The organism is Hypericibacter terrae, assembly GCF_008728855.1.
Classification (GTDB): domain Bacteria; phylum Pseudomonadota; class Alphaproteobacteria; order Dongiales; family Dongiaceae; genus Hypericibacter; species Hypericibacter terrae.
Window position 1 is genome coordinate 311895 of record NZ_CP042906.1, and the last position, 21516, is coordinate 333410.

At 66.5% G+C, this 21516-nt stretch carries 15 protein-coding genes; 12 read left to right on the plus strand and 3 right to left on the minus strand.

What is annotated here, in order from left to right:
- The first annotated feature begins 69 nt into the window (after positions 1–69).
- Positions 70–2715: an AMP-binding protein gene (locus tag FRZ44_RS01505; RefSeq protein ID WP_151175512.1), complete on the plus strand. Its 2646-nt coding sequence runs from the start codon at positions 70–72 to the stop codon at positions 2713–2715.
- Positions 2716–2778: 63 nt separating this feature from the next.
- On the opposite strand, the gene FRZ44_RS01510 is transcribed toward FRZ44_RS01505, so the two are convergent.
- Both FRZ44_RS01510 and FRZ44_RS01515 read right to left on the minus strand, forming a co-directional pair.
- Positions 2779–3513: a TetR/AcrR family transcriptional regulator gene (locus FRZ44_RS01510; protein ID WP_225308496.1), complete on the minus strand. Its 735-nt coding sequence runs from the start codon at positions 3511–3513 to the stop codon at positions 2779–2781.
- 67 nt (positions 3514–3580) lie between these two features.
- On the minus strand, positions 3581–4753 hold the full coding sequence (locus FRZ44_RS01515; RefSeq protein WP_191908355.1) for an alanine racemase: 1173 nt from the start codon (positions 4751–4753) through the stop codon (positions 3581–3583).
- 145 nt (positions 4754–4898) lie between these two features.
- Here FRZ44_RS01515 and FRZ44_RS01520 point away from each other — a divergent pair, with 145 nt between their 5' ends.
- From FRZ44_RS01520 to FRZ44_RS01555, 8 genes are all read left to right on the plus strand, one after another.
- Positions 4899–6452 carry an ABC transporter substrate-binding protein gene (locus FRZ44_RS01520; protein ID WP_191908356.1) on the plus strand — a complete coding sequence of 518 codons (1554 nt, stop codon included), beginning with the start codon at positions 4899–4901 and terminating at the stop codon, positions 6450–6452.
- A gap of 61 nt (positions 6453–6513) precedes the next feature.
- Positions 6514–7455 (plus strand): ABC transporter permease, encoded by a 942-nt coding sequence (locus FRZ44_RS01525; RefSeq protein ID WP_151175515.1) that lies wholly within the window; start codon positions 6514–6516, stop codon positions 7453–7455.
- A 3-nt stretch (positions 7456–7458) separates the two neighbouring features.
- Positions 7459–8334: an ABC transporter permease gene (locus FRZ44_RS01530; RefSeq protein WP_151175516.1), complete on the plus strand. Its 876-nt coding sequence runs from the start codon at positions 7459–7461 to the stop codon at positions 8332–8334.
- 8 nt (positions 8335–8342) lie between these two features.
- A complete protein-coding gene (locus FRZ44_RS01535) occupies positions 8343–9350 on the plus strand; it encodes an ABC transporter ATP-binding protein (RefSeq protein WP_225308497.1) in 1008 nt (335 codons plus the stop codon).
- A 23-nt stretch (positions 9351–9373) separates the two neighbouring features.
- Positions 9374–10384, plus strand: a complete 1011-nt coding sequence (locus tag FRZ44_RS01540) for an ABC transporter ATP-binding protein (protein WP_225308498.1) — start codon at positions 9374–9376, stop codon at positions 10382–10384.
- A gap of 21 nt (positions 10385–10405) precedes the next feature.
- Positions 10406–11695, plus strand: coding sequence for a peptidase C69 family protein (locus FRZ44_RS01545; RefSeq protein WP_151175518.1), 1290 nt, complete (start codon positions 10406–10408; stop codon positions 11693–11695).
- Between the two features lie 36 nt (positions 11696–11731).
- Complete coding sequence (locus tag FRZ44_RS01550) at positions 11732–12385, plus strand: helix-turn-helix domain-containing protein (protein ID WP_151175519.1); 654 nt, start codon at positions 11732–11734, stop codon at positions 12383–12385.
- Positions 12386–12607: 222 nt separating this feature from the next.
- A complete protein-coding gene (locus FRZ44_RS01555; RefSeq protein ID WP_151175520.1) occupies positions 12608–14713 on the plus strand; it encodes an ATP-binding protein in 2106 nt (701 codons plus the stop codon).
- A 13-nt stretch (positions 14714–14726) separates the two neighbouring features.
- On the opposite strand, the gene FRZ44_RS01560 is transcribed toward FRZ44_RS01555, so the two are convergent.
- Positions 14727–16244, minus strand: a complete 1518-nt coding sequence (locus FRZ44_RS01560) for a phenylacetate--CoA ligase family protein (RefSeq protein WP_151175521.1) — start codon at positions 16242–16244, stop codon at positions 14727–14729.
- Positions 16245–16650: 406 nt separating this feature from the next.
- Between FRZ44_RS01560 and FRZ44_RS01565 the strand changes: the two genes are divergently transcribed.
- The 3 genes from FRZ44_RS01565 to FRZ44_RS01575 all read left to right on the plus strand — a co-directional run bounded on the left by FRZ44_RS01565 (position 16651) and on the right by FRZ44_RS01575 (position 21516).
- The gene (locus FRZ44_RS01565) at positions 16651–18051 is read left to right on the plus strand and encodes an undecaprenyl-phosphate glucose phosphotransferase (protein ID WP_191908357.1); all 1401 of its coding nucleotides are present in this window, start codon (positions 16651–16653) and stop codon (positions 18049–18051) included.
- A gap of 79 nt (positions 18052–18130) precedes the next feature.
- On the plus strand, positions 18131–20197 hold the full coding sequence (locus tag FRZ44_RS01570; RefSeq protein ID WP_151175523.1) for a heparinase II/III family protein: 2067 nt from the start codon (positions 18131–18133) through the stop codon (positions 20195–20197).
- Between the two features lie 5 nt (positions 20198–20202).
- A complete protein-coding gene (locus tag FRZ44_RS01575) occupies positions 20203–21516 on the plus strand; it encodes a nucleotide sugar dehydrogenase (RefSeq protein ID WP_151175524.1) in 1314 nt (437 codons plus the stop codon).

Here is a 21516-nt window from a genome sequence, read left to right on the forward strand (position 1 = left end):
GCTTCGGAAACGATCATGCCGTCATGACGATCCGGGGGCGGGCGGCGCTCCCCAAGAAGGATTGGCGCCATGGGCGAACTGAGGACGCTGCCGGACCTGTTCGACCGATGGGATCGGCTGGGCGACCGTCCGGCGGTCAGTGTCGACCGCGAGACCGGCGCCGAGACCTGGTCCTACAAGACGCTCGCGGACCACGCCCGGCGGCTGGCCCACGGATTGATCGCCGAGAGGGTCCAGCCCGAAGAGCCGGTCGCGATCCTGGCCCCGAACCGGGCCGAATGGATCGTGGCCTATTTCGGCATCGTGGCCGCCGGCGCCACGGCCTTGCCGCTCGATGTCCTGTCGAAAGACGCCGAGGTCGGCGCGATGCTCGGGAGGGCCGGCTGCCACAGGCTCTTCACGACCCGCGAAAGACTGTCGCGACTGTCATTGGCTGAAGCGGAGAGCGCCGTCTATCTCTTCGACAGCGAAGAGCCCGAGGCGGTTGGCGAGCGTGCGAAGGCGCGGAACTGGCGCTCGCTCCTGACCGAACCCAAGGGCACACTACCGACGATCCCACCCGATCGGCGCGCCTCTCTCCTCTTTACCTCAGGCACCACCGGCACACCCAAGGCTGTGCCGCTGACCCACGCCAATTTCATCGCCAATCTGGAGAGCCTGCTGGCGGCGCGGATCGTCGCTGCCGGCGATCCCGTCCTGCTGCCCCTGCCGCTGCACCATGCCTATCCCTTCACCGTCGGCATGCTGGGAGCGCTGGCGAGCGGGGCGATGCTCATCTTCCCAGCCGGGTTGACCGGACCCCAGATCCTCCATGCCGTTCGCGTTGGGCATGCCGCGGTCATCATCGGCGTTCCAGGGCTGTATGCGGCGCTCTTGAGCGGTATTGAAGCCCGTGTCGCGCGCCAGGGGGGGCCGACGGCGTGGCTGTTTTGGCGCCTCTTGCGGCTTTCCATCTGGCTCCGTCGGCATTTTCATCTGCGCCTCGGGCGGGTTTTGTTTCACCGTCTTCATGCCGAGTTTGGCGGCGCATTGCGGGCATTGAGCTCCGGCGGCGCGAAACTCGATCTGAAAGTCGCGTGGCGGTTGGAAGGGCTGGGCTGGCAGGTTCTGACCGGCTACGGCCTGACCGAGACCTCGCCGATCCTGACCTTCAATCCGCCGGGCAAGGCGCGGCTCGAGACGGAGGGCCTGCCCGTTCTGGGCGTCGAGCTGCGTGCCGACGGGGGATCGGAGCTCGCCCCCGCCCCCATTCTGGCGCGTGGCGCCAGCATCTTCTCCGGCTATCTCGGAGACCCCGCGGCGAACGCCGCCGCCTTTGCCGAACCGGGATGGTTTCGAACGGGGGATCTCGGATTTGTCGACATCGCCGGTTATCTGCATGTCGTGGGCCGGGCCAACGAGACCCTCACGCTGCCGAGCGGCAAGAAGGTGTTTCCCGACGATATCGAGGCCGCCTACGCCGCGATGCCGTTCGTCAAGGAAATGGCGGTGCTGCTCGCCGACAACGCGCTGGTCGCGTTGGTGGTGCCGGAGCCCGACGCCATCCGTGAGCGGGGAGCGGCAAGGGTCGAAGGGTTGTTGCGCGAGGAGATCGAACGGCGGGCCGCGTTGCTGAAGCCGCAGGAGCGGGTCGTGGGCTATGCCTTCACGCTGGAAGCTTTGCCTCGCACCCATCTGGGAAAGCTCAAGCGCCATCAATTGGTGGCCCACTACGCGCATGCCAAGGCGGGCGTGACGGAGGGCGAGCCCGAGCCGCTCTCGCTCGAAGACCGCCAGCTTCTCGAAAGCGCTTCGTCGCGTCCGGTGTGGGACTGGCTCCTGGCGCGCTATCCTGGCTATCGCCTGACGCCGGGTACCAGCCCGCAACTCGATCTCGGCATCGATTCCCTGCAATGGATCGAGCTCACGGCGGAGATCGAGGGCCGCTTCCGGGTGCGGCTCGACGAAGCGGCGATCGCGCGCGCACTGACATTGCGCGACCTCTTGCGGGAGATTGCGCGGGCGCCCGCGTCATCCGGTGGCGATTCCGCGGTTGCGGGTGCCGCCGATGCCCCAGCGGAGCTCGCCGCCGAACCGACATTCTTCTGGCGCTGCCTCGGCTTCGCCCTCTATGTCGGGCTGAGCCTCCTGATCCGGACCCTGTTCCGCCTCGATGTGCAGGGTCGCGACAACGTCCCCGCCGACGGGCCGGTCCTTCTGACTCCAAATCATGCCAGCTATCTCGATCCGCTGGTGCTCGCGGCGGCCTTCGGCTTTGCGGATCTGCGCCGAACCTACTGGGCCGGGTGGGCCGCCTTGCTCTTCTCCACCCCGATGATGCGGGCGATCAGCCGCGCCGGGAATGTGCTGCCCGTCGATCCGGATCGTGAGCCGGCGCGCGCCCTGGCGATGGGCGTGGCCGTGCTGAACCGGGGCCGCCGCTTGGTCTGGTTCCCGGAAGGACGTCTCTCTCCCACTGGGGAGATCAGTCCCTTCCTGCACGGTGTCGGCCTGTTGCTGCAGAAGACCGGCGCGCGCGCGGTGCCCGTCCGGCTGGTCGGGACGTTCGAGGCGCTGCCGCGAAACCGACGCTGGCCCAGGCCTGGCCGATTGCGCGTGATCTTCGGCGCCGCGACGACGGCCGAGGCGCTGGCTGCCCGCGGCGAAGGCAAGGACGAGATCGCAAGGATCGCCCAGGCCTTGCATGATTCGGTCGCGGCGTTGCCGGCGGATTGATCCGTACCGCAGGTCGTGCTGCAACGAACGTCTGGGCTCGAGGCCAGAGCAGGCTCGCGGATGTTAGCCCGTGCCGACGGCCCGCAGGAATCTGTCGATGTTCTCCTGGCGGGGCTCTTGCCCGGTGAAACTCTTCAGGTAGGGAGCCAGATAGGTGTGCCGCTGCCGCAACGACTCCTCGACCCCCAGCGCGTAATAGCCGATCTGCGTAAAATAGAGCACGCGGGCGCGAATGAAGGCTTCAGAACCCTCATAGCCGTGCCGAAGGAAGAGCCCGGTGACGGCCTCGACCCGTTTCTCATCGGCCTTCTGAACGACTTTGCGGACTGGCTTCGAGCGGCGGGCCCAGTCGCGGATCGCCGAATCGAGCCGCGGGTCGAAGAGCTTGTCATTGGCCCAGCATTCGAAAATATTCAGGACGCCCTGATCGATCGATTGGGATGGCCTATGCGTCCGTTCGATGATCGATCGCGTGTTCTTCTCCTGCCAATGCCGCAGAAGCTCGTTCAACAGATCTTCCCGGCGCTTGAAGTACCAATAGAAACTCGAACGCGACACCGAAAGCTTCTTCGCCAGCGGCAGAATCCTGACCTGCTCCACACCATCGGCAATCAGGCTGCGGAGTGCCGCCTGGATCCAATCCTCGCGGCTCGCCTTGGTCTGCGGATAATGGCTCGTCGCGGCTGATGGCGCAGGCTTCACCGAATGCGCTCCTCCCACCGGTCGACAGGTCGGGTCGAAAGCCGCGTCGACGGCTTCCCCCAGGCATGCGCCGGCGATTCTCGCACCGCTATACAAGGGTGTCTAGATATTCAACGGGACCTGCGGGACCGGAGGGGTCGGCGATGCTCGCCGCCTGTCACGATCAGCGCACGCAGCCGCGGCCCTCGACCGGCCAGTACTCGACGCCGCCGGCTTCGTCGATCGCGACAAAACGGTCTGTCAGATTGGCGACCGGGCAGGAGTGGTTCGGGACGATCCGCAAGCGGGATCCGATCTTGAGATCGCGGCCCTCATGCTCGACGAAGCCATGCTCCTCGGAAAGCCGCGCCAGCGTCATCGCCGGCGCATCGGGTTCCTCCAGCGTGAACACGGCACCGAAGCCGCGCACGCTGTCGGAACCGTGAGGACCTCGATCCGAGCTCATCACCTTCGAGCCCGCATCGACGATCGCGTAGCGGTCGTTGCGGCTGACGACGGTGACGATCACGCTCAGGGAAACCTGCGCGGGACGCGCCACGCCAAGCCCGACCTGGGTCATGTCCATGAACACGTAATTGCCGGGCCGCGCCTCGCTCAGGCCCTCGAATCCGTCATTGAGGAGCACGGTGGGCGTGCTGCCGACCGAGATCGCCGGCACCTCGAGTCCGGCCTGGCGGAGGCTCTCGGCAAAACCGACCATCAGATCGCGTTCCTGACGCGCGACCAGGCGCACGCCCTCGGGCGTACCCGCGGCATAGGCATGGCCGGCATGGGAGAGGAGGCCGGCAAACCGCAGCCCCGCGGTGCGGCCCACCGACAAGGCGAGATCGCGCGAGGCCGGGAGCGCCGGGTCGACGCCGCAGCGATGCAGCCCGACATCCACCTTGAGGAAGACCGGCAGACGGTGCGACTGCGCCCGGGCCTCGGCCGACAGGGCCGCGATGCCATCGGCGCTGTCGGCGACGACCCGAAGATCGGTCCCTTTGATCTTCGCGGCGCGGATCAGGCGGCTGATCTTGGCGCGATCGACCAGCGGGTAGGCGACCGTGACCGAGGGGATGCCGGCCTCGATGAAGACGAGGGCCTCGTCGGTCTTGGACGCAGTGATGCCGGCGGCGCCGGCCTCCATCTGCAGCTTGGCGATGGCGGGCGACTTGTGCGTCTTGATGTGCGGGCGCAACGCCACCTTGTGCTGGCGGGCGATCGCGGCCCCCAGGGCGATGTTGGCCTCGAGGATCGTCCGGTCGATCACGACCGCCGGCGTTTCCAACGCGGCGAGCGCGGTTTCGCGGTGTCCCCGGGGCGTGGCGCACAGGATGTTCTGGCTCGTGCTCATGGTTCGGGTTTTATAGCGCACCGCTGCTTTTTTCTCATAGGAAATGTTTTTCCATTGACAGAACAGGCGCCAATGCCTGGGATGAAAGATCAGCCGGCCCGGGATGGAATGGGCGGTTGCAACGAAAAAGCCTAGGGAGGACAGCATGCTGAAACTCGGAAAACGATCGACGGGCGTGGCCTTGGCCACGCTGGCTCTCGCCGCGCTGATCGGTGCGGCCTCGGCCTCGGCCGATGACGTCAAGCGCGGCGGCACCTTGACCGTGGCGCGTCCGGACGAGCCCCTGACGCTCGATCCGTTCATTCCTTCGGACAATGGCTCGATCTATGCGATCGCACAGATCTGCGAGCCGCTGGTGGCGGCGGACAAGACCGGGCAAGGGCTCGAGCCGGGCCTCGCGGAATCCTGGACCGTATCGGCCGACGGGCTCTCCTATGTCTTCAAGCTGCGTCCGGGCCTCAAATTCAACGACGGCACACTGGTCACGGTCGAGGACGCGGTGTTCTCCCTGAAGCGGGTGGCCGATCCGGCCGCCGCCTATGGGTTCGCCTTCGAGACCGTCTCATCGATCGAGAAGACGGACGACAGCCATCTGACCGTCACGCTCAAATCGCCTAATGCGGCCCTGCTCTCGGCGATGTCGCTGTTCTCCGCCTCGGTCGTCTCCAAGGCGGCTTACGAGAAGGATGCGACGGCCTTCGGCCTGGCGCCGGTCTGCGCCGGGCCCTTCAAGGTGAAGAGCTATGAGCGCGGCAGCCAGATCGTGCTGGTGCCCAACGAGTATTACTGGCGCCAGGGGACGGACGGAAAGCCGATGCCTTATCTGGACCAGGTCGTGCTGAAATATGTGCCGGAAAGCAATTCGCGCGTGCTGGGCCTGCGCAACGGCGATTTCGACGCGATTCTCGCCGTGCCCCTGAACCAGGCCGCCTCGGTCAAGGCGGTCGATGGCGTGACCCTCGAGGTGGCACCCTCCTACCGGCTCGACTATGTCTATCTCAATCACGCCCAGAAGCCGATCGACGACAAGCGAATCCGCCTCGCCCTGAACTACGCGGCCAACCGCGACGCGATCATGAAGGCGGTCTATTTCGGCTATGGCGAGATCGCCAATTCCTTCATGCCGAAGGTCAATTACTGGTCGGACAAGGTCCAGCTCATTCCCTACGATCTGGAGAAGGCCAAGGCACTGGTGAAAGAGGCCGGCTATGACGGGACCCCGATCCATCTGATGGTCGATACCGGCAATGCGCCCTCGCGCCAGATCGCGACGATCCTGCAGCAGGGCTGGACCCAGGCGGGGCTCAAGGTGGACATCGTCGAATATGACGTCGGCACCGCCTTCAGCATGACGCAGAAGGGCGACTACCAGGCCTATGTGAGCTACATCACCAGCGACATCAACGACAGCGACGAGCTGGCCACGCTCGAGGCGGACGGCACCGGTTCGACCGAGGCCTTCTTCTCGCGCTACAAGAACGACGAGGTGGTGAAGCTCCTGTCCGATGCCCGCCATACCAACGACAGCGCCAAGCGGGCCGAGCTCTATGCCAAGATCCAGGACATCGTCTATCACGACGGCTATAGCGTGCCGCTGAACTTCCTGCCCTATGTCAATGCCTATCAGAACAAGGTGCAGAATTGGGCCAATATCGCGGTCGGCTGGTGGTGGCTGCGGGAAGTCTGGCTGAAGTCGTAACCGGCGCTTCGGACGACGCTGCTCCCGGGCCCGGTGGTCCGGGGGCGGCCGTTTCATTGCGATGATCTTTCTGCGCTACACGCTCGAGCGAATCCTGCACGCCCTGCCGGTGATCCTGGGCGTGACGGTCTTCGTTTTCTTCGCGATCCAGCTCGTTCCGGGCGATCCGATCCGGATCATGATGCATGGCAGGATCAGCGACGAGGAAGTGGCGGCGATCTATGCCCGCCTCGGGATGGATCGTCCGCTCCTGATCCAGTATGTCCATTTCGTCGGCAAGGCCGCGATCGGCGATCTCGGCATCAGCATCGTCCAGAATGCGCCGGTCACGGCCCTGGTGGCCGAGAAGATCTGGCCCTCGATGTGGCTTCTGATCAACAGCACCCTGCTCTCGGTCCTGCTAGCCCTGCCGCTGGCCTTGCTCTCGGCCTTCTACCGCAATCGCTGGGCCGACCATGTCATCCGGGTCGGCAGCATGATCGGCTTCGCCATGCCACCCTTCTGGATCGGCCTCCTGGTGATGCTCTTTTTCGGCTTGTGGCTGGGCTGGTTCCCGATTTCCGGCTTCGGCGAGGGATTGGTCGGTCATGCCCACCATATGTTCCTGCCAAGCCTGACCATTGCCCTCTTCCTGGCGCCGATCCTGGTGCAGTCGCTGCGCTCTTCGATGCTCGATATCCTCGCCACCGACTATGTCGAGGTGGCGCGCGCCAAGGGCCTCTCGGAATGGCGCATTCTCCTCAAGCATGTGCTGCGCAACGCGCTGATCCCGGCCATCACCGTGCTGGCCGTCAATATCAGCTGGCTGGTGAGCGGGGCGGTCATCGTCGAATATGTCTTCTCCCTGCCGGGACTGGGCTCACTGCTGGTGCGCTCGGTCGGATTCCGCGACTATCCCGTGATCCAGGGTCTCTCCCTGATTTTTGCGGTCATCGTCGTGGTGGTGAATCTCCTGGCCGATCTCAGCTACATGCTGGTCGATCGCCGTGTGCTGAAGGGTTGAGCGATGGCATCGATCGGCAGCACCTCCCGCCCTCAGCCCCTCGCTGGGATCGCGAGCGAGATCGGCTCCTGGAGCCTGTCGCTCAAGATCGGCACGGCCATGATGCTGCTGATCGCCCTGTCGGCGATCTTCGCGCCCTGGGTCGCGCCCTACGATCCCAATTTCCAGGACTTCGGGTCCGTGCTGCTGCCGCCGGGCTTCGCGCATCTCTTCGGTACCGACAGCCTGGGCCGCGACGTGTTCTCCCGCGTGATCCATGGCGCCCGGATCGATCTGCAGATCGGCGTCATCACGACCTATGTCCCGATGATCTATGGCGTGATGCTGGGGGCCTATTCGGGTTATCTCGGCGGGCGCTTCGACGCGGTCCTGATGCGCGTCCTCGATGTCGCCATGGCCTTCCCCTTCCTGGTGCTGATCATCGTGATCCTGGCGATCCTGGGACCCGGCGTGCAGAACATCTATATCTCGGTGTTCCTGGTGGCCTGGACCATGTATGCGCGCCTCGCCCGCGCCGAGATGATGGTCGAGCGCGGCAAGGACTACATCACGGCCGCCAGGGTGCTGGGCTTCCCCACCAACCGCATCATCCTGCGGCACGGCCTGCCCAACGTGATCAACTCCTCGATCGTGTTCTCGATGTCGGATTTCGTGCTCAACATCCTGCTGGTGTCGGGCTTGAGCTTCCTCGGCCTCGGCATCCAGCCTCCAATCCCGGAATGGGGCGCCATGATCGCGGAGGGGCGCGATTTCATCCTGCAGGCCTGGTGGATCTGCACGCTGCCCGGGCTTGCCATCGTCTTCACCGGTACCACCCTGAGCCTCATCGGCGACGGTCTCGCCCGCCGGCTCGGCGAACGCCACCACACCTTCGTATGAGCGCGCCGATGACCCCTTCGCCCGGCGCGCTTCTGGAAATTCGCAATCTCACGGTCGAGTTTCGCGGGTCCCGCGGGCCGGTCGTCGCCAACGACCGGATCTCGCTCTCGATCCGGCCCGGCGAGACCCTGGGAATCGTCGGCGAGTCCGGCAGCGGCAAATCGGTGTTCTGCCGCGCCCTGCTGCGGCTGCTGCCCTCGCCGCCCGCGACGCAGCGGGCCGACGCGATCCTGTTCGAGGGCCGCGATCTGATGCAGCTCAGGGATGCCGAGATGCGCCGTGTGCGCGGCCAATCCATCGCCATGATCTTCCAGAACCCGATGAGCTGCCTCAATCCGGTCTGGCCGATCGGCGATCAGGTCTCGGAGTCCTTGCGCGTGCATAAGGGCATCGGCCAGCGCGAGGCGCGCAAGGCGGCGGTCGAGCTGCTACGGCGGGTCGGGATTCCCTCGCCCCAGACCCGGGTCGACGAGTTTCCCTTCCAATGGTCGGGCGGCATGATGCAGCGTGCCGTCATCGCCATGGCCATGGCAGGCAATCCCAAGCTGATGCTGGCGGACGAGCCCACCACCGCGCTCGACGTCACCATCCAGGATCAGATCCTGTCGCTGCTGCTCGAGCTGCAGCGCGAGACCGGCATGGCGCTGGTGCTGGTCTCGCATGACATGGGAGTGATCGCCGAGACCTGCGACCGCGTGGCGGTGATGTATGCGGGCCGCATTGTCGAGCTCGCGGAGACCAAGGCCATCTTCGAGGCGCCGGCGCACCCCTATACCCAGGCCCTGCTGCGCTCGATCCCGCGCATCGAGGGGCGCGAAGCGAGGCTGGCCTCGATCCCGGGCCAGCCGCCCGATCTGGCACGGCTCGGCGCGGGCTGCGCCTTCGCCGAACGCTGCGACCGGGCGACCGCGGAATGCCGGGCCCGGTCCATTCCTCTCGAGCCTGTCGGACGCGATCACCGGGCCGCCTGCATCCATGCCGACCGGGTGGCGCCGGCGATGGCGGGCGCAACATGACCAGCATGACGAGGCCCGCGCCCGTGCCCGCCCCGAGTCGCCTTCCGGCACGCGGCGGCGCGGCCAAGGACGTGCTGCGGATCGAGGATCTGGTCATCGCTTTCAAGAGCCCCCGCTCGGTGGTCGATGCGGCGCTCGGCCGTGCAGCCGCCGCCGTGCGCGCGGTCGACGGTGTCAGCCTCTCGGTGGGTGCCGGCGAAACGGTCGGGCTGGTGGGCGAAAGCGGCAGCGGCAAGACCACGGTCGGGCGCGCCATCCTGGGGCTGATCAAGCCGGGTGCCGGCCAAATCCTCTATGACGACCAGGATGTCTCGTCGCTCAAGGGCGCGGCGCTGGCCCGGTTCCGCCGGCAGGCCCAGATCGTTTTCCAGGACCCCTATTCATCGCTCAATCCGCGCCTGCCGGTGGGCAAGGCGATCGCCGAGGTGCTGCGCTTCCACCAGATCGTGCCCGAGGGGGAAATCGCGGGCGAGGTGCGCCGTCTCCTCGATCGGGTAGGGTTGCTGCCGGATATGGCGGAGCGCCTCCCGCGCGGGCTTTCCGGCGGGCAGCGCCAGCGCGTCGGCTTGGCGCGGGCCCTGGCCGTGCGGCCGCGGTTTCTCGTGCTGGACGAGCCGGTGGCGGCCCTCGATGTCTCGATCCAGGCGCAGATCCTCAATCTCCTGAAGGATCTGCGCGACGAACTGGGGCTCACCATGCTGTTCATCGCCCATGAGCTGGGCGTGGTGCGGCACATGTCCGATCGAATCGCCGTGATGTATCTGGGCAAGATCGTCGAGACCGGCACGGCGGCTGAGATCTTCACGACTCCCCGCCATCCCTATACGCAAGGGCTGCTCAAGGCCGTGCCGCGGCTGGAACCGGTCAAGCGGACCCGCGCCGCCGTGCTGCAAGGCGAGGTCCCTAGCCCCTTCGCGATCCCTTCCGGCTGCCGCTTCCGGACCCGGTGCCCGCGCGCCGAGCCCCTCTGTACCAACGAGCCCGAGGCGGCGAAACTGTCCGAAACCCACGAGGCCCGCTGTCATTTCGCCTGATGTCCCAGAACGGAGAGACCCATGTGCGATACCTTCGTCGCCCTGCCTGACGCCACCGCGAACCGCTCGGTGCTGCTGGCCAAGAGCGCGGATACCGAGATCAACGAAGCGCAGCATCTGCTGAAGCTGCCGCGCCGCGATTATCCGGAGGGCGCCCAGGTGCGGATCAGCCACCGCGTCATTCCCCAGGCGCGGCACACCTATGAGGCGATTATAGACAAGTCGTTCTGGCTCTATGGCGGCGAGATCGGCGTCAACGAGCGGGGCGTTGCGGTCGGCAACGAAGCCGTCTTCAGCAAGCTCTCGTCGCAAGGCGACGGCGTCGTGCTGATCGATCTGCTGCGCCTCATCCTCGAGCGCGCCGCGACCCGTCACGAAGCCGTCGATGTCGTGGCCGACATGCTCAAAACGTTCGGTCAGGGCGGTAATTGCGAGCTGCGCGGCAACAGCCATTTCGACGGTTCCTTCATCGTGTCGGACAAGGAGGGCGCGATCGTGCTGGAGACGGCCGCCGGCGAGTGGGCGGCGCGCGAGGTCAAGGGCTTCGGCTCGATTTCCAACGGCTACACCATCGGCAGCGACTGGGACCGCTGCTCCCTCGAGGCCGACAATGGCCGGAAGCCCGATTTCGGGGCGCTGTTCGACGATGTCGAGCGGACGCGCTGCGTGGCGGCTGCGGAGCGGCAGAAGGCGTCTTACGGCTTCCTCAAGGCCCGTGCCGGCAAGATCACCGTCCGCACCATGGCGGATCTGCTGCGTTACACCGGCGAAGGCGACTACGAGCCGATGATGGGCGAACGCCCGACCCGCATCTGCATGCATGCGGCCCCCTACGAGTACCGGTTCTGGCAGGCGACGGGCGCCCTCATCGCCGACACGCGGGGCGACGACGTCATGGCCTGGGTGACAGCGACCTCCGGCACCGACGTCTCGATCTTCAAGCCGGCCTTCTTCGGCGTCGATCTGCCCGACCTGGGGCCGATGCCGCGCGAGTCCTATACGCCTGAGGCCTATTGGTGGAAGCACGAGTTCCTGCATCGCCGCGCCATGGCCGACTATAAGAGCCTGATGCCGCAGATCCGCGGCGAGTTCGAGGCGATCGAAGACCGGTTCTTCCGGGACTCCGAGACCGTGCGCCGCGGCGATGCCCAGGAGAAGGCGGCGTTCGTGACGGCGTGCTGGCGGGAGGCGGACGAGGCCCGCGACCGCTGGATCGCGAAGCTCGAGGCGCGCAATTACTTCATCCAGAATCCCGCCTACCGCACGATGTGGGATCAGTTCAATCGTGCGGCCTCGCTGCCCCTGTCGTAGACCGCGGATCGAAGCCCAGGAACCGGATCGCCACCCATGGATCTGACGCCCGCGCAGATCGGCGAGCGCATCAAGACCTTGCGCAAGGAACGGCGCTGGACCCTGCAGGAGCTGGGCAAGCGGGCCGGCGTCTCGATCTCGGCCCTGTCCAAGGTCGAGAACGCGCAGGTCGCGGCCTCGTTCGACACCCTGCTCAAGATCGCACGGGGCTTCGAGCTGGGCTTCGAGGCGATGCTGAACGGCGTGTCGCCGCTCCTGCCGGCGGGGCGCCTCACCACGACGCGCGAGGGAACCGGCGTCTTCTTCTCGACCGACATGTACGAGTACCAGGTCCACTCGGCCGAGCTGCGCCAGAAGCACATGATCCCGCTCCATATGGAGGTGAAGGCGCGCGAGCTCGCCGACATCAGGCGGTGGAGCTCGCATGAAGGCGAGGAGTTCATCTATGTGCTGCAGGGCCGGATCGAGCTCCATACCGAGCTCTATGCGCCCATGCCCCTGAAGGCCGGCGACAGTGCCTATATCGACAGCAAGATGCCCCATGCCTTTCTCAACCGCGGCAAGGGCAAGGCCTGGATGCTCTCGATCTGCTTCAGCAAGGACATCAAATTTCCGGGAGAGGAGAAGCCGTCCAGGCGAAAGCCCCCCGCTCGGGAGACCTTCGGGGCGCGCCGCAACAAGAGGCGATAACCGCGCCCCGACGCCGCCCTGCCTGAAGGTCGTTTGATTCTTCAGGAAAATTCTCCGGGTAAGGTTTCGTTTACCATAGGATCGTCTGCAGGTTCTCGATCGCGGGCGCGACCTCGATCCCGCCCCTCATCCGCCGGCATCCGTAAATCCACGGATTGCCTGAGGCGGTGATTGGCCAAGCGTTTAAGGGCCGTTTAATCGCGTTTCGCCAAACTCGGGCCCATGTTCCGGGTCTATCAATGCCTGGCGCAGGACCATGACTGGCGACTGGTGGTCCTGGCGGCCATCCTGTGTGCGACCGCCTGCTTCGTGGCGGTGAACATGGCCGCGCGCGCGGAGCGCACCCATACGGGCGCGCGCATCGGCTGGCTGCTCGGGACCGCCATCGTCACCGGCAGCGGCATCTGGGCCACCCATTTCGTCGCGATGCTTGCCTTCAGGCCGAACTTCCCCGTCGTCTATGACGTTCTTCTCACCGTGGATTCGGTCGCGGTCGCGATCGCCCTGACCGGCCTCGGCTTTGCCGTCGCGCTATGGCCGAGCAAGCCTTCGGTCAGGCATCGCCTGGCCGGCGGCTCGATCTTCGGCATCGGTGTCTTCGCCATGCATTTCACCGGCATGGCGGCGATCGAGGTGCCGGGCAGCCTCACCTATAGCGTCAGCTATGTCATTGCGGCGCAGTGCATCGGGTTGCTTCTCGGTGCCCCCGGCTTTGTCCTGGCCTTCGATCCGCAGCGTCGCGGTCGCCGCCTGGCCGGGACGCTGCTGCTGGCCGGCGCCATCTGCGGCCTCCATTTTACCGCGATGGCCGCGGTCGGCATCGTTCCCGACCCCGCCAAGCTGATGCGCGCCCAGGAAGTCCGCCCCGAATGGCTGGCCGCCGGCATCGTCGGCATCACCCTGATCATCCTCCTGGCGGCCATGGCAGGCGCCATCGCCGATCGCCGGATTGCCCGCAACTCCGAGCGCGAGGCGGCCCGGCTCCGCGCCACGGTGGCCGAACTCGAAGCCACGCAGAAGCATCTCCAGTCCACGACCGAGCGCCTGACGCACGCCCTCGAGGCGGCTGCCGCCAGCAGCCAGGCCAAGTCGCAGTTCCTGGCGATGATGAGCCACGAGATCCGCACGCCGATGAATGGCGTGATCGGCATGGTGTCGCTCCTGAAGCGCACCGATCTCGATCGCGAGCAGGCGGGCTATGTCGACGTCATCACGGTGTCGGCCGAATCGCTGATGGCGATCATCAACGACATCCTCGACTTCTCCAAGATGGAGGCTCGCAAGCTCGATCTGGAAGCGGTTGCCTTCTCGCTGCCCGATCTGCTGCAGTCGGTCAGCATCCTCATGACGCATCGCGCCGCCGGGCGGCAGCTCCATCTCGGATTGGAAGGGCTCGACGACCTGCCGGAACGGCTGGTGGGCGATCCGATGCGGCTGCGCCAGATCCTGATCAATCTCGTCGGCAACGCGATCAAATTCACCGAGAAGGGTCAGGTAATCCTGCGCGCCCGGACCCGGGAGGAGGGCGATCGGGTCGTGATCCATGTCGAGGTCGAGGATTCCGGCATCGGTATTCCCAAGGCGGTGCAGGCCAACCTCTTCGTCCGCTTCAGCCAGGCCGACAGCTCCACCACGCGCAAATATGGCGGCACGGGCCTGGGCCTCGCCATCTGCAAGCAGCTCGTGGACCTGATGAACGGCGACATCGGCGTCGACAGCGAGCCGGGCCGCGGCAGCCGCTTCTGGTTCGAGATCCCCCTGCGCCGCGACGATGGCAGCTTCGATCGCGCCGAGCTGATCGAGGCGGGGCCCGCCGCCGGGCTGCGCGCGGGGCTCAGGGCACTGGTCGCCGAGGATAATCGCGTCAACCAGTTGGTGATCGAGGGCATCCTGGGCGCCGCCGGCATCAAGGCGAGCTTCGTCGCCAATGGCCGCGAGGCGGTCGATGCCGCCGGGATCGGCCAGTTCGACTTCATCCTGATGGACGGCCATATGCCGGAGATGGACGGCATCGAGGCGACGCGACTGATCCGTGCATTGCCGGGGCCCGCCGGTCGCGTGCCGATCATCGCCCTCACCGCCAATGCGCTTTCCGGCGACCGCGAGACCTATCTCGGCGCCGGGATGAACGACTATGTCTCCAAGCCGATCAACACGCCCGATCTCCTGGCGGCGATCGCGCGCCAGACCGGCGCCACCATGGCCGCCTTCACGCCCGAGATCCCCGGGTCGGCGGCCGAGGCGGCGAATCCCGAAGGGCTGGAGGATCTCTCCTCCTTCCTCGATGACATCGAGAAGCGCCCGGGCGGCAGCAAAAGCGCCGCCTGATCGCAAGGATCCCTTACTTGCGCGTATAGCGATGCTTGACCCCGACCGGAAACCAGTCGGGATCGCCGGACGGCTTCAGGCTGACGCGCGGCAGGCGATATTCCGGCGGCGTGTAGGCCTGAAACTCGCTGTTGAGGCGCAGGAGCTGCGTCAGGATCGACTGCGCGATGCTGTCGCGCTTGGAGTCGTCGGCTGCGATCCCGGGCGCCAGCTCGACCGCGATCGCGAGGTGCGGGGCCTGCTCCAGCCCCTCGATCGCCTGCAGCACGAACTTGCCCGTCACCCAGCCCGCGACCTGCTCCTGCTCGAGCCCGACCGTGATGTTCTCGGGATAGATGTTCGCGCCGAAATAGGAGACGGTGAAATTGGAGCGGCCGAACACATAGACGAAGGGCAGCGGCCGGACCCCGCGCCCGCCCGCTTGCGCCCCTGCTTGTGACAGGGCGGCGACCGGATCGAAGCCGCGCGCAGCCAGGAACCTCAGCATCTCTTCATAGGGCACGAGCCCGCCCGTGTCGGCGATGTGGTAGCGCAGGAGCGGCACGCCATTGTCGCCGGAGAAGAGCAGGGTGCCGTCGCGCGTCTCGAAGTAACGCGCGCGCGGATCGTACTGGACCAGCGTCGGCAGCCGGGATTCGCCGAAGAGCTCGCGGGCGGCTGCGGGATTGCGGCCCAGGAAGCGGCGGATGACGATGCTGAGCGGCGTCTCGTTGCCGAGCACCCCGGCGTCGGCGGTGCCGTAGAGAGCGACCGAGCCGTAGGCGGGATCGGCGATCCCCGCACGGGCGCCGACCAGGTCGCGCCATTCCTCGCTGAAGACCTCGCCCGCCATCACCAGCTTGAGCTGGAAGGGCCGCCAGTCGAGGCCCTCGGCGATGCCGCCATCGATCACGTCCTTGAGGAAGGGCGGATAACCCAGGAGCACGGTCTGGTCGAACTGCGGCGCCAGCTCGCGGACCACCCGCCAGATCTCCGCCTTGTTGTTGCCGGGGGCGACCACCATCAGCGGATAGCCCTTGGCGGCGAGATGGCGGCAGCATGCGGTCGTGAAGAGACCGCCGACCCAGGTTCCCAGCGCGAAGCAGACGACGGCGAGGGTGCGGCGCCGGTCGGCCGCGAAACTGTCATGGAAGGCCTGCTCGAAGCGGACGGCGGTGACCAGCTCGTCGCTCAGGAAGCGCGGCCAGAAGGTCGGCTTGCCGGTCGAGCCCGAGGAGACTGCCATGATGTCGCAGCTGTCGAGTCGACCGTCGCGGCAGAGCTCATCCAGCTTGTGCTGCTGGAGATAGTTCGCCTTGTCGGTGAGCGGCAGCGTCGAGAAGTCGCCGGCGCTACGGATCGACGCCGGATCGATGCCGCGCTCATCGAGGAACTGCCGATAGGCGGGGACGCGCGCGGCCACATCGCGAAAGAGTGCAAGGACGGATGCCTCGCTGTCCGCCATGCCGACGTTCTCGAGCAACCGGTTCAACGGCGTTTCGAGAAAATGCTGCAGCGCCTGGAGCGCGCGTTGCGGCTTTCCCTCATTCATTAACACGCGATCTTTCATCAACGATCTCTTCATCTAGGTAAATTTCACCACTTCATTGGCGCCCAAATCAACGACGGGTCGATGCGAGTTCGACGATCGCATCGCCGACTATGCGCGCGTCGCGAGAGAAGGAATCACGCGCTCCGATTCTTGTGCCACAAGGATGCCACGGCTTGCGCGAAACGCGATATGCGCAAGCGCGCGCTGCGAGCGGCTTATTGCTGAGCCGCTATTCAATGGCGGTGACGCTGCCACAACTTTGCTTCCCAAGGCTCTGGCCCTCGCTGTTAGCGTGACGTTGCCGCTCCCCCGAACGCCAAGGCGTGGCGTCAACCGCGGCAGTCGTGCCCGCGATCTCAGAAAAAGAAATCGATAGGTGACTTCGATGATATCGGAGAGACGAACCGTGTCGCTGCCAATCGTCTCCGGGTGTCTTCGGCTTGCGGACCTGGTTGCGGTGCTCGGCGCCGGCCTGATCGCCTATCGGGTCTATCCCCCGGCCCAGCAGGCGCTGGCGGCCGATCTGTCCCTGGTCTTCGTGGCCATCATCGGTCTGCTCTGCGCCAATGGCTTCCAGCTGGCTCATCTCTACACCCACCCGACCCTGCGTTCCCCCTTGCGCCGCTTCGGCCGCGCGGTGCTGGCCTGGTCGCTGGTGCTGCTGGTGTTCGCCGCCGCCCTGTTCTTCACCAAGACCGGGGAGAATTTCTCCCGCGGCTGGGTGGTCTCCTGGTTCCTGATCGGGCTGTCGGGGCTGGCGGTCAATCGCGTGGCGTTGAGCGCCCTGGTCCGCCACTGGACCCGGCAGGGGCGCCTCTCCCGGAATCTCGTGGTGGTGGGTGCCGGTCTCGAAGCCGAGCGTTTCATCGCCATGGTCGAGGCCAGCCACAGTGCCGAGGTGGAGATCGTCGGCGTGTTCGACGAGCGTTTCAGCGACCGTCGGCCGGTCGTCGCGGGGCGCGGCCTGGCGGGCAATATCGACGACCTGACCGAGTTCTGCCGCCGGGTCCATGTGGACCAGGTGGTGGTGGCCATGCCGGCCCAGGCCGAGACCGAGCTCGCGGAGATCTTCCGCCGGCTGCGCCAGCTCCCCGTCGCCGTCAGCCTCTGCCCCGACCTCAAGGGCCTGCCGCTCGAGAACTGCTCGATCGGCCGCGTCGCCGATCAGCCCGTGCTCAATCTGGTGGAGCGCCCGCTCAGCGACTGGAAATGGGTCCGCAAGGAGATCGAGGACCGGTTCCTCGCGGCCGCGATCCTGGTGCTCATCTCCCCGCTGCTGGCGCTGGTGGCCCTGGCCGTCAAGCTCGACAGCCCGGGGCCCGTCTTCTTCCGCCAGCGCCGCTATGGCTACAACAACCAGATGATCGAGGTCTTCAAGTTCCGGACCATGTACACCGATCAATGCGACGCGGCGGGCGAGAACGTCGTCAAGCGCGGCGATTCGCGCGTCACGCGGCTCGGCGGCTTCCTGCGCAAGACCAGCCTCGACGAGCTGCCGCAGATCATCAATGTCCTGCGCGGCGAGATGTCGATCGTGGGGCCGCGCCCCCACCAGGCCGCGCTCAAGATCAACAACCGCTATTACGACGAGATTGTGGCCGAGTATGCGGCGCGTCACCGCGTTCGCCCGGGCATCACCGGCTGGGCCCAGGTCAATGGCTGGCGCGGCGAGATCGACACGGTCGAGAAGGCGGTTAAGCGGGTCGAGCATGACCTCTATTACATCGAGAACTGGTCGGTCCTGCTCGACATCAAGATCCTGCTGCTGACGATCGTGGCCGTTTTGAAACGCGAAAACGCCTATTGACCGCCCGCTGGACGGTCGCGGTCGGGGCGGCCCCGATCGGGCGGCACCCGGGGACCCGAGACGGAGCAGGATGCCCGCGATGAATCTGGCCTGGTATGCCGCGAGGCTGCGGCGGATGTCGGCGCTCGAAATCGTCCTGCGCGCCAGCGATGCGGCACGGAAGGCATCGTGGCGCTCGCGCCGCAAGGCGGGCTCCCGCCTCTCATTGTTCCCGCGGATCCTCGGGCCCGTCATCTTCGCCACGCCGCTCTCGCGCCTGCCCGCCATCGCCGCGGATGATCCTTCGACGCTGGCCCTGGTCGCCGCCGCCGACCGGATCATGGACGGCCATTGGGACGTGTTCGGCCGGGCCCGTTCCGACATGGCGCCGGTGCCGGACTGGTTCGGCGACGGCAGCAGCGATTTCTCCGCCAGCCGGAACGAGTACGGGTTCGACGTCGATTGGCGCCAGGGCGCGCCCGACCGCGACGTCAAGCGTATCTGGGAGCTGTCGCGCCACCACCACCTGACCCTGCTCGCGGCGGCCTATACGCTCACCGGCGAGACCCGCTATGCCGAGAGGGTCGGCATGCAGCTGCAATCCTGGTGGGACGCCAATCCGGTTCTCTCCGGCATCCACTGGACCATGGGCATCGAGGTCGGCATGCGGCTGATCGCCTGGGTCTGGATCCGCCGGCTGCTGCAGAGCTGGAGCGAGGCGCCGGCCCTGTTCGAGCGCAACCCGATCTTCCTGCGCCAGCTCTATAGCCATCAGCTCTATCTGGCCCGCTTCCGCAGCCATGGCTCCTCGGCCAACAACCATCTCCTGGCCGAGACGGTGGGGCTGTTCGCGGCCTCCTGCGCGTTTCGCGGTTTCGCCCAGACCGACCGCTGGCGCGCGAAGGCGCTGGCGCGGCTCCGCCGGGAGATTCCCCGCCAGACCTTCGCCGACGGCAGCAACCGCGAGCTCGCGACCGACTACCACCTCTTCGTGCTCGAATTGACCGTAACCGCCATGCTGGAAGGCTATGCGGCCGGCTTCCCGCTCGGCCGCGATGTCTGGGTCGCCGCCCAGTCCATGACGGATGCGCTGGCAGGCTGGGTCGACCGCGAGGGCAGGCCGCCCCGCCAGGGCGACAGCGACGATTGCACGGCACTGCTGCTGGATGCGCCGGAGCAGCCCCGCGCGGATTCCCTGCTCGCCAGCGGCGCCGCCCTCTTCACCGCCGCGCCCTGGTGGCCGACGCCACGCCGCGCCGGCCTGCGGGCGGCCTTTTGGGCGGCCCTGGCGCCCGATGCCCTGCCGCTCTCGCCACGCCCGACAACGCGGCCGGCCCTGTTTCCCCAGTCCGGGATCGCCATCCTGCGCGGCGAGACCCGCTTGGGCGACGAGATCTGGTGCCGCTGCGATCACGGCCCTCACGGGCTGGAGCCGCTCGCGGCCCATGCCCACGCCGACGCGCTTTCGATCGAGCTGCGGGTCGGCGGCGTCGAGATCCTGGCCGATCCCGGCACCGGCTGCTACCAGTCGGAGCCTGCCTGGCGGAACTATTTCCGCTCGACGCTCGCGCACAACGCGCTCGAGCTCGACGGTCAGGACCAGTCGGTCGCCGGCGGCATGTTCTTCTGGCAGAAGCCTGCCCGGTCGCGGCTGATCGCGGCGACCGGCCTTGATTCCGGCCCGGTCGCCGAATTGCGCGCGACCCATGACGGCTATCGCCGCCTGCCCTCGCGCGCATCCCATGAGCGCAGCGTCACCCTCGACCGCGCCGAACCCGGCCTCGCGGTCACCGACCGGCTGGATCTGGCTCGGCGCGGCCGTTGCCGTCTCGCCTTTCATTTCGGCCCCGCCGTCGAGATCAGCCTCGAAGGAACCGTCGCGCGGCTCCGATGGCCGGCCGGCGCCATCGCGCGCTCAGCCTCGATGTCGCTGCCCGAGGGCCTCGCCTGGTCCCTGGCGCGCGGCTCGGTCGAGCCGCCGCTCGGCTGGTACTCGGCCGGTTTCGGCCGCCGCGAGCCGGCCTGGACGCTGCTGGGCGAGGGGAACGTCGAGGGCCATGTCGAATTCGAGACCCGGATCGCGTTCGACCGCGATCCCACGGCCGGAACCGCCGCCATCGCCAGCGCGATGACGGGGCGCCTGGCGTCTTCCTCCAGTCACAGGTGAACAGCGTGAAGATCAGCATTTTCGGACTCGGTTATGTTGGCGCGGTCTCGGTGGGTTGCCTGGCCGCGCGCGGCCATCAGATCGTCGGCGTCGATGTCAATCCGACCAAGACGGCCTTCATCGCGCGCGGCGAATCCCCGGTGATCGAGGCCAAGATCGGCGATCTGATCGCCAAGGCCGTGCGCGAGGGCCGGCTCACCGGCACGACCGACGGGCCCGCCGCGGTCGCCGTCACCGACCTCGCCTTCGTCTGCGTCGGCACCCCCAGCCAGCAGAACGGCAATCTCGACCTGACCTATGTCCGCGCGGTGTGCGAGGAGATCGGCAGCGCCCTCAAGGCGCGCAAGGATTTCTTCGTGGTGGTGATGCGCAGCACCGTGCTGCCGGGCACGACCCGCGACGTGGTGATTCCGCTGCTGGAGCGCGCCTCGGGCAAGAAGGCCGGCGTCGATTTCGGCGTCTGCTTCAATCCGGAGTTCCTGCGCGAAGGCACGGCGGTCGACGACTTCTTCAATCCGCCCAAGACCGTCATCGGCGCCACCGACGAGCGCAGTCGCAAGACCCTCGCCGGTCTCTATGACGGCATCGACGCGCCGATGATCCATACCGACATCGAGATCGCCGAGATGGTGAAATATGCCGACAACGCCTGGCATGCGCTCAAGGTCGGCTTCGGCAACGAGATGGGCGCCATCGCCAAGGCGCTCGGCATCGATGGCCACAAGGTCATGGACATCTTCTGCCAGGATACCAAGCTCAACATCTCGCCCAAATATCTGAAGCCAGGCTTCTCCTTCGGCGGGTCCTGCCTGCCGAAGGACCTGCGTGCGCTCAACTACCGCGCCCGCCGGCTCGATCTCGAACTGCCGATCCTGACCTCCGTCATCCCCAGCAACGAGCGCCATACCAGCAGCGGCTTGCGCATGATCGCCGAGCAGGGCCATCGGCGCATCGGGGTGCTGGGCCTGAGCTTCAAGGCTGGCACCGACGATCTGCGCGAGAGTCCGATGGTGAACGTGGTCGAGAACCTGATCGGCAAGGGCTACGACGTGCGCATCTTCGATCGCAACGTCAAGCTGGCCGGGCTGATGGGCTCGAACAAGAGCTATCTGCTCAACCACATCCCGCATATCTACAACCTGGTGGTGGACAGCATCGACGCCGTCATGGATCACGCCGAGACCGTGGTCATCGGCAACAACGATCCCAGCCACGACGAGGTCTTCGAGAAGGTCAAGAACGGACAAGTGATCGTCGATTTCGCCCGCATCGGCAATCGCACGTCGGATGGCGGGCAATATCACGGCATCTGCTGGTGA

Bases quoted from the DNA above. Each gene is read 5' to 3' on its own strand.
- FRZ44_RS01505 (WP_151175512.1), top strand. From the start codon at position 70: ATGGGCGAACTGAGGACGCTGCCGGACCTGTTCGACCGATGGGATCGG.
- FRZ44_RS01515 (WP_191908355.1), bottom strand. From the start codon at position 4,753: ATGAGCACGAGCCAGAACATCCTGTGCGCCACGCCCCGGGGACACCGC.
- FRZ44_RS01520 (WP_191908356.1), top strand. From the start codon at position 4,899: ATGCTGAAACTCGGAAAACGATCGACGGGCGTGGCCTTGGCCACGCTG.
- FRZ44_RS01525 (WP_151175515.1), top strand. From the start codon at position 6,514: ATGATCTTTCTGCGCTACACGCTCGAGCGAATCCTGCACGCCCTGCCG.
- FRZ44_RS01530 (WP_151175516.1), top strand. From the start codon at position 7,459: ATGGCATCGATCGGCAGCACCTCCCGCCCTCAGCCCCTCGCTGGGATC.
- FRZ44_RS01535 (WP_225308497.1), top strand. From the start codon at position 8,343: ATGACCCCTTCGCCCGGCGCGCTTCTGGAAATTCGCAATCTCACGGTC.
- FRZ44_RS01545 (WP_151175518.1), top strand. From the start codon at position 10,406: ATGTGCGATACCTTCGTCGCCCTGCCTGACGCCACCGCGAACCGCTCG.
- FRZ44_RS01550 (WP_151175519.1), top strand. From the start codon at position 11,732: ATGGATCTGACGCCCGCGCAGATCGGCGAGCGCATCAAGACCTTGCGC.
- FRZ44_RS01555 (WP_151175520.1), top strand. From the start codon at position 12,608: ATGTTCCGGGTCTATCAATGCCTGGCGCAGGACCATGACTGGCGACTG.
- FRZ44_RS01560 (WP_151175521.1), bottom strand. From the start codon at position 16,244: ATGAATGAGGGAAAGCCGCAACGCGCGCTCCAGGCGCTGCAGCATTTT.
- FRZ44_RS01570 (WP_151175523.1), top strand. From the start codon at position 18,131: ATGAATCTGGCCTGGTATGCCGCGAGGCTGCGGCGGATGTCGGCGCTC.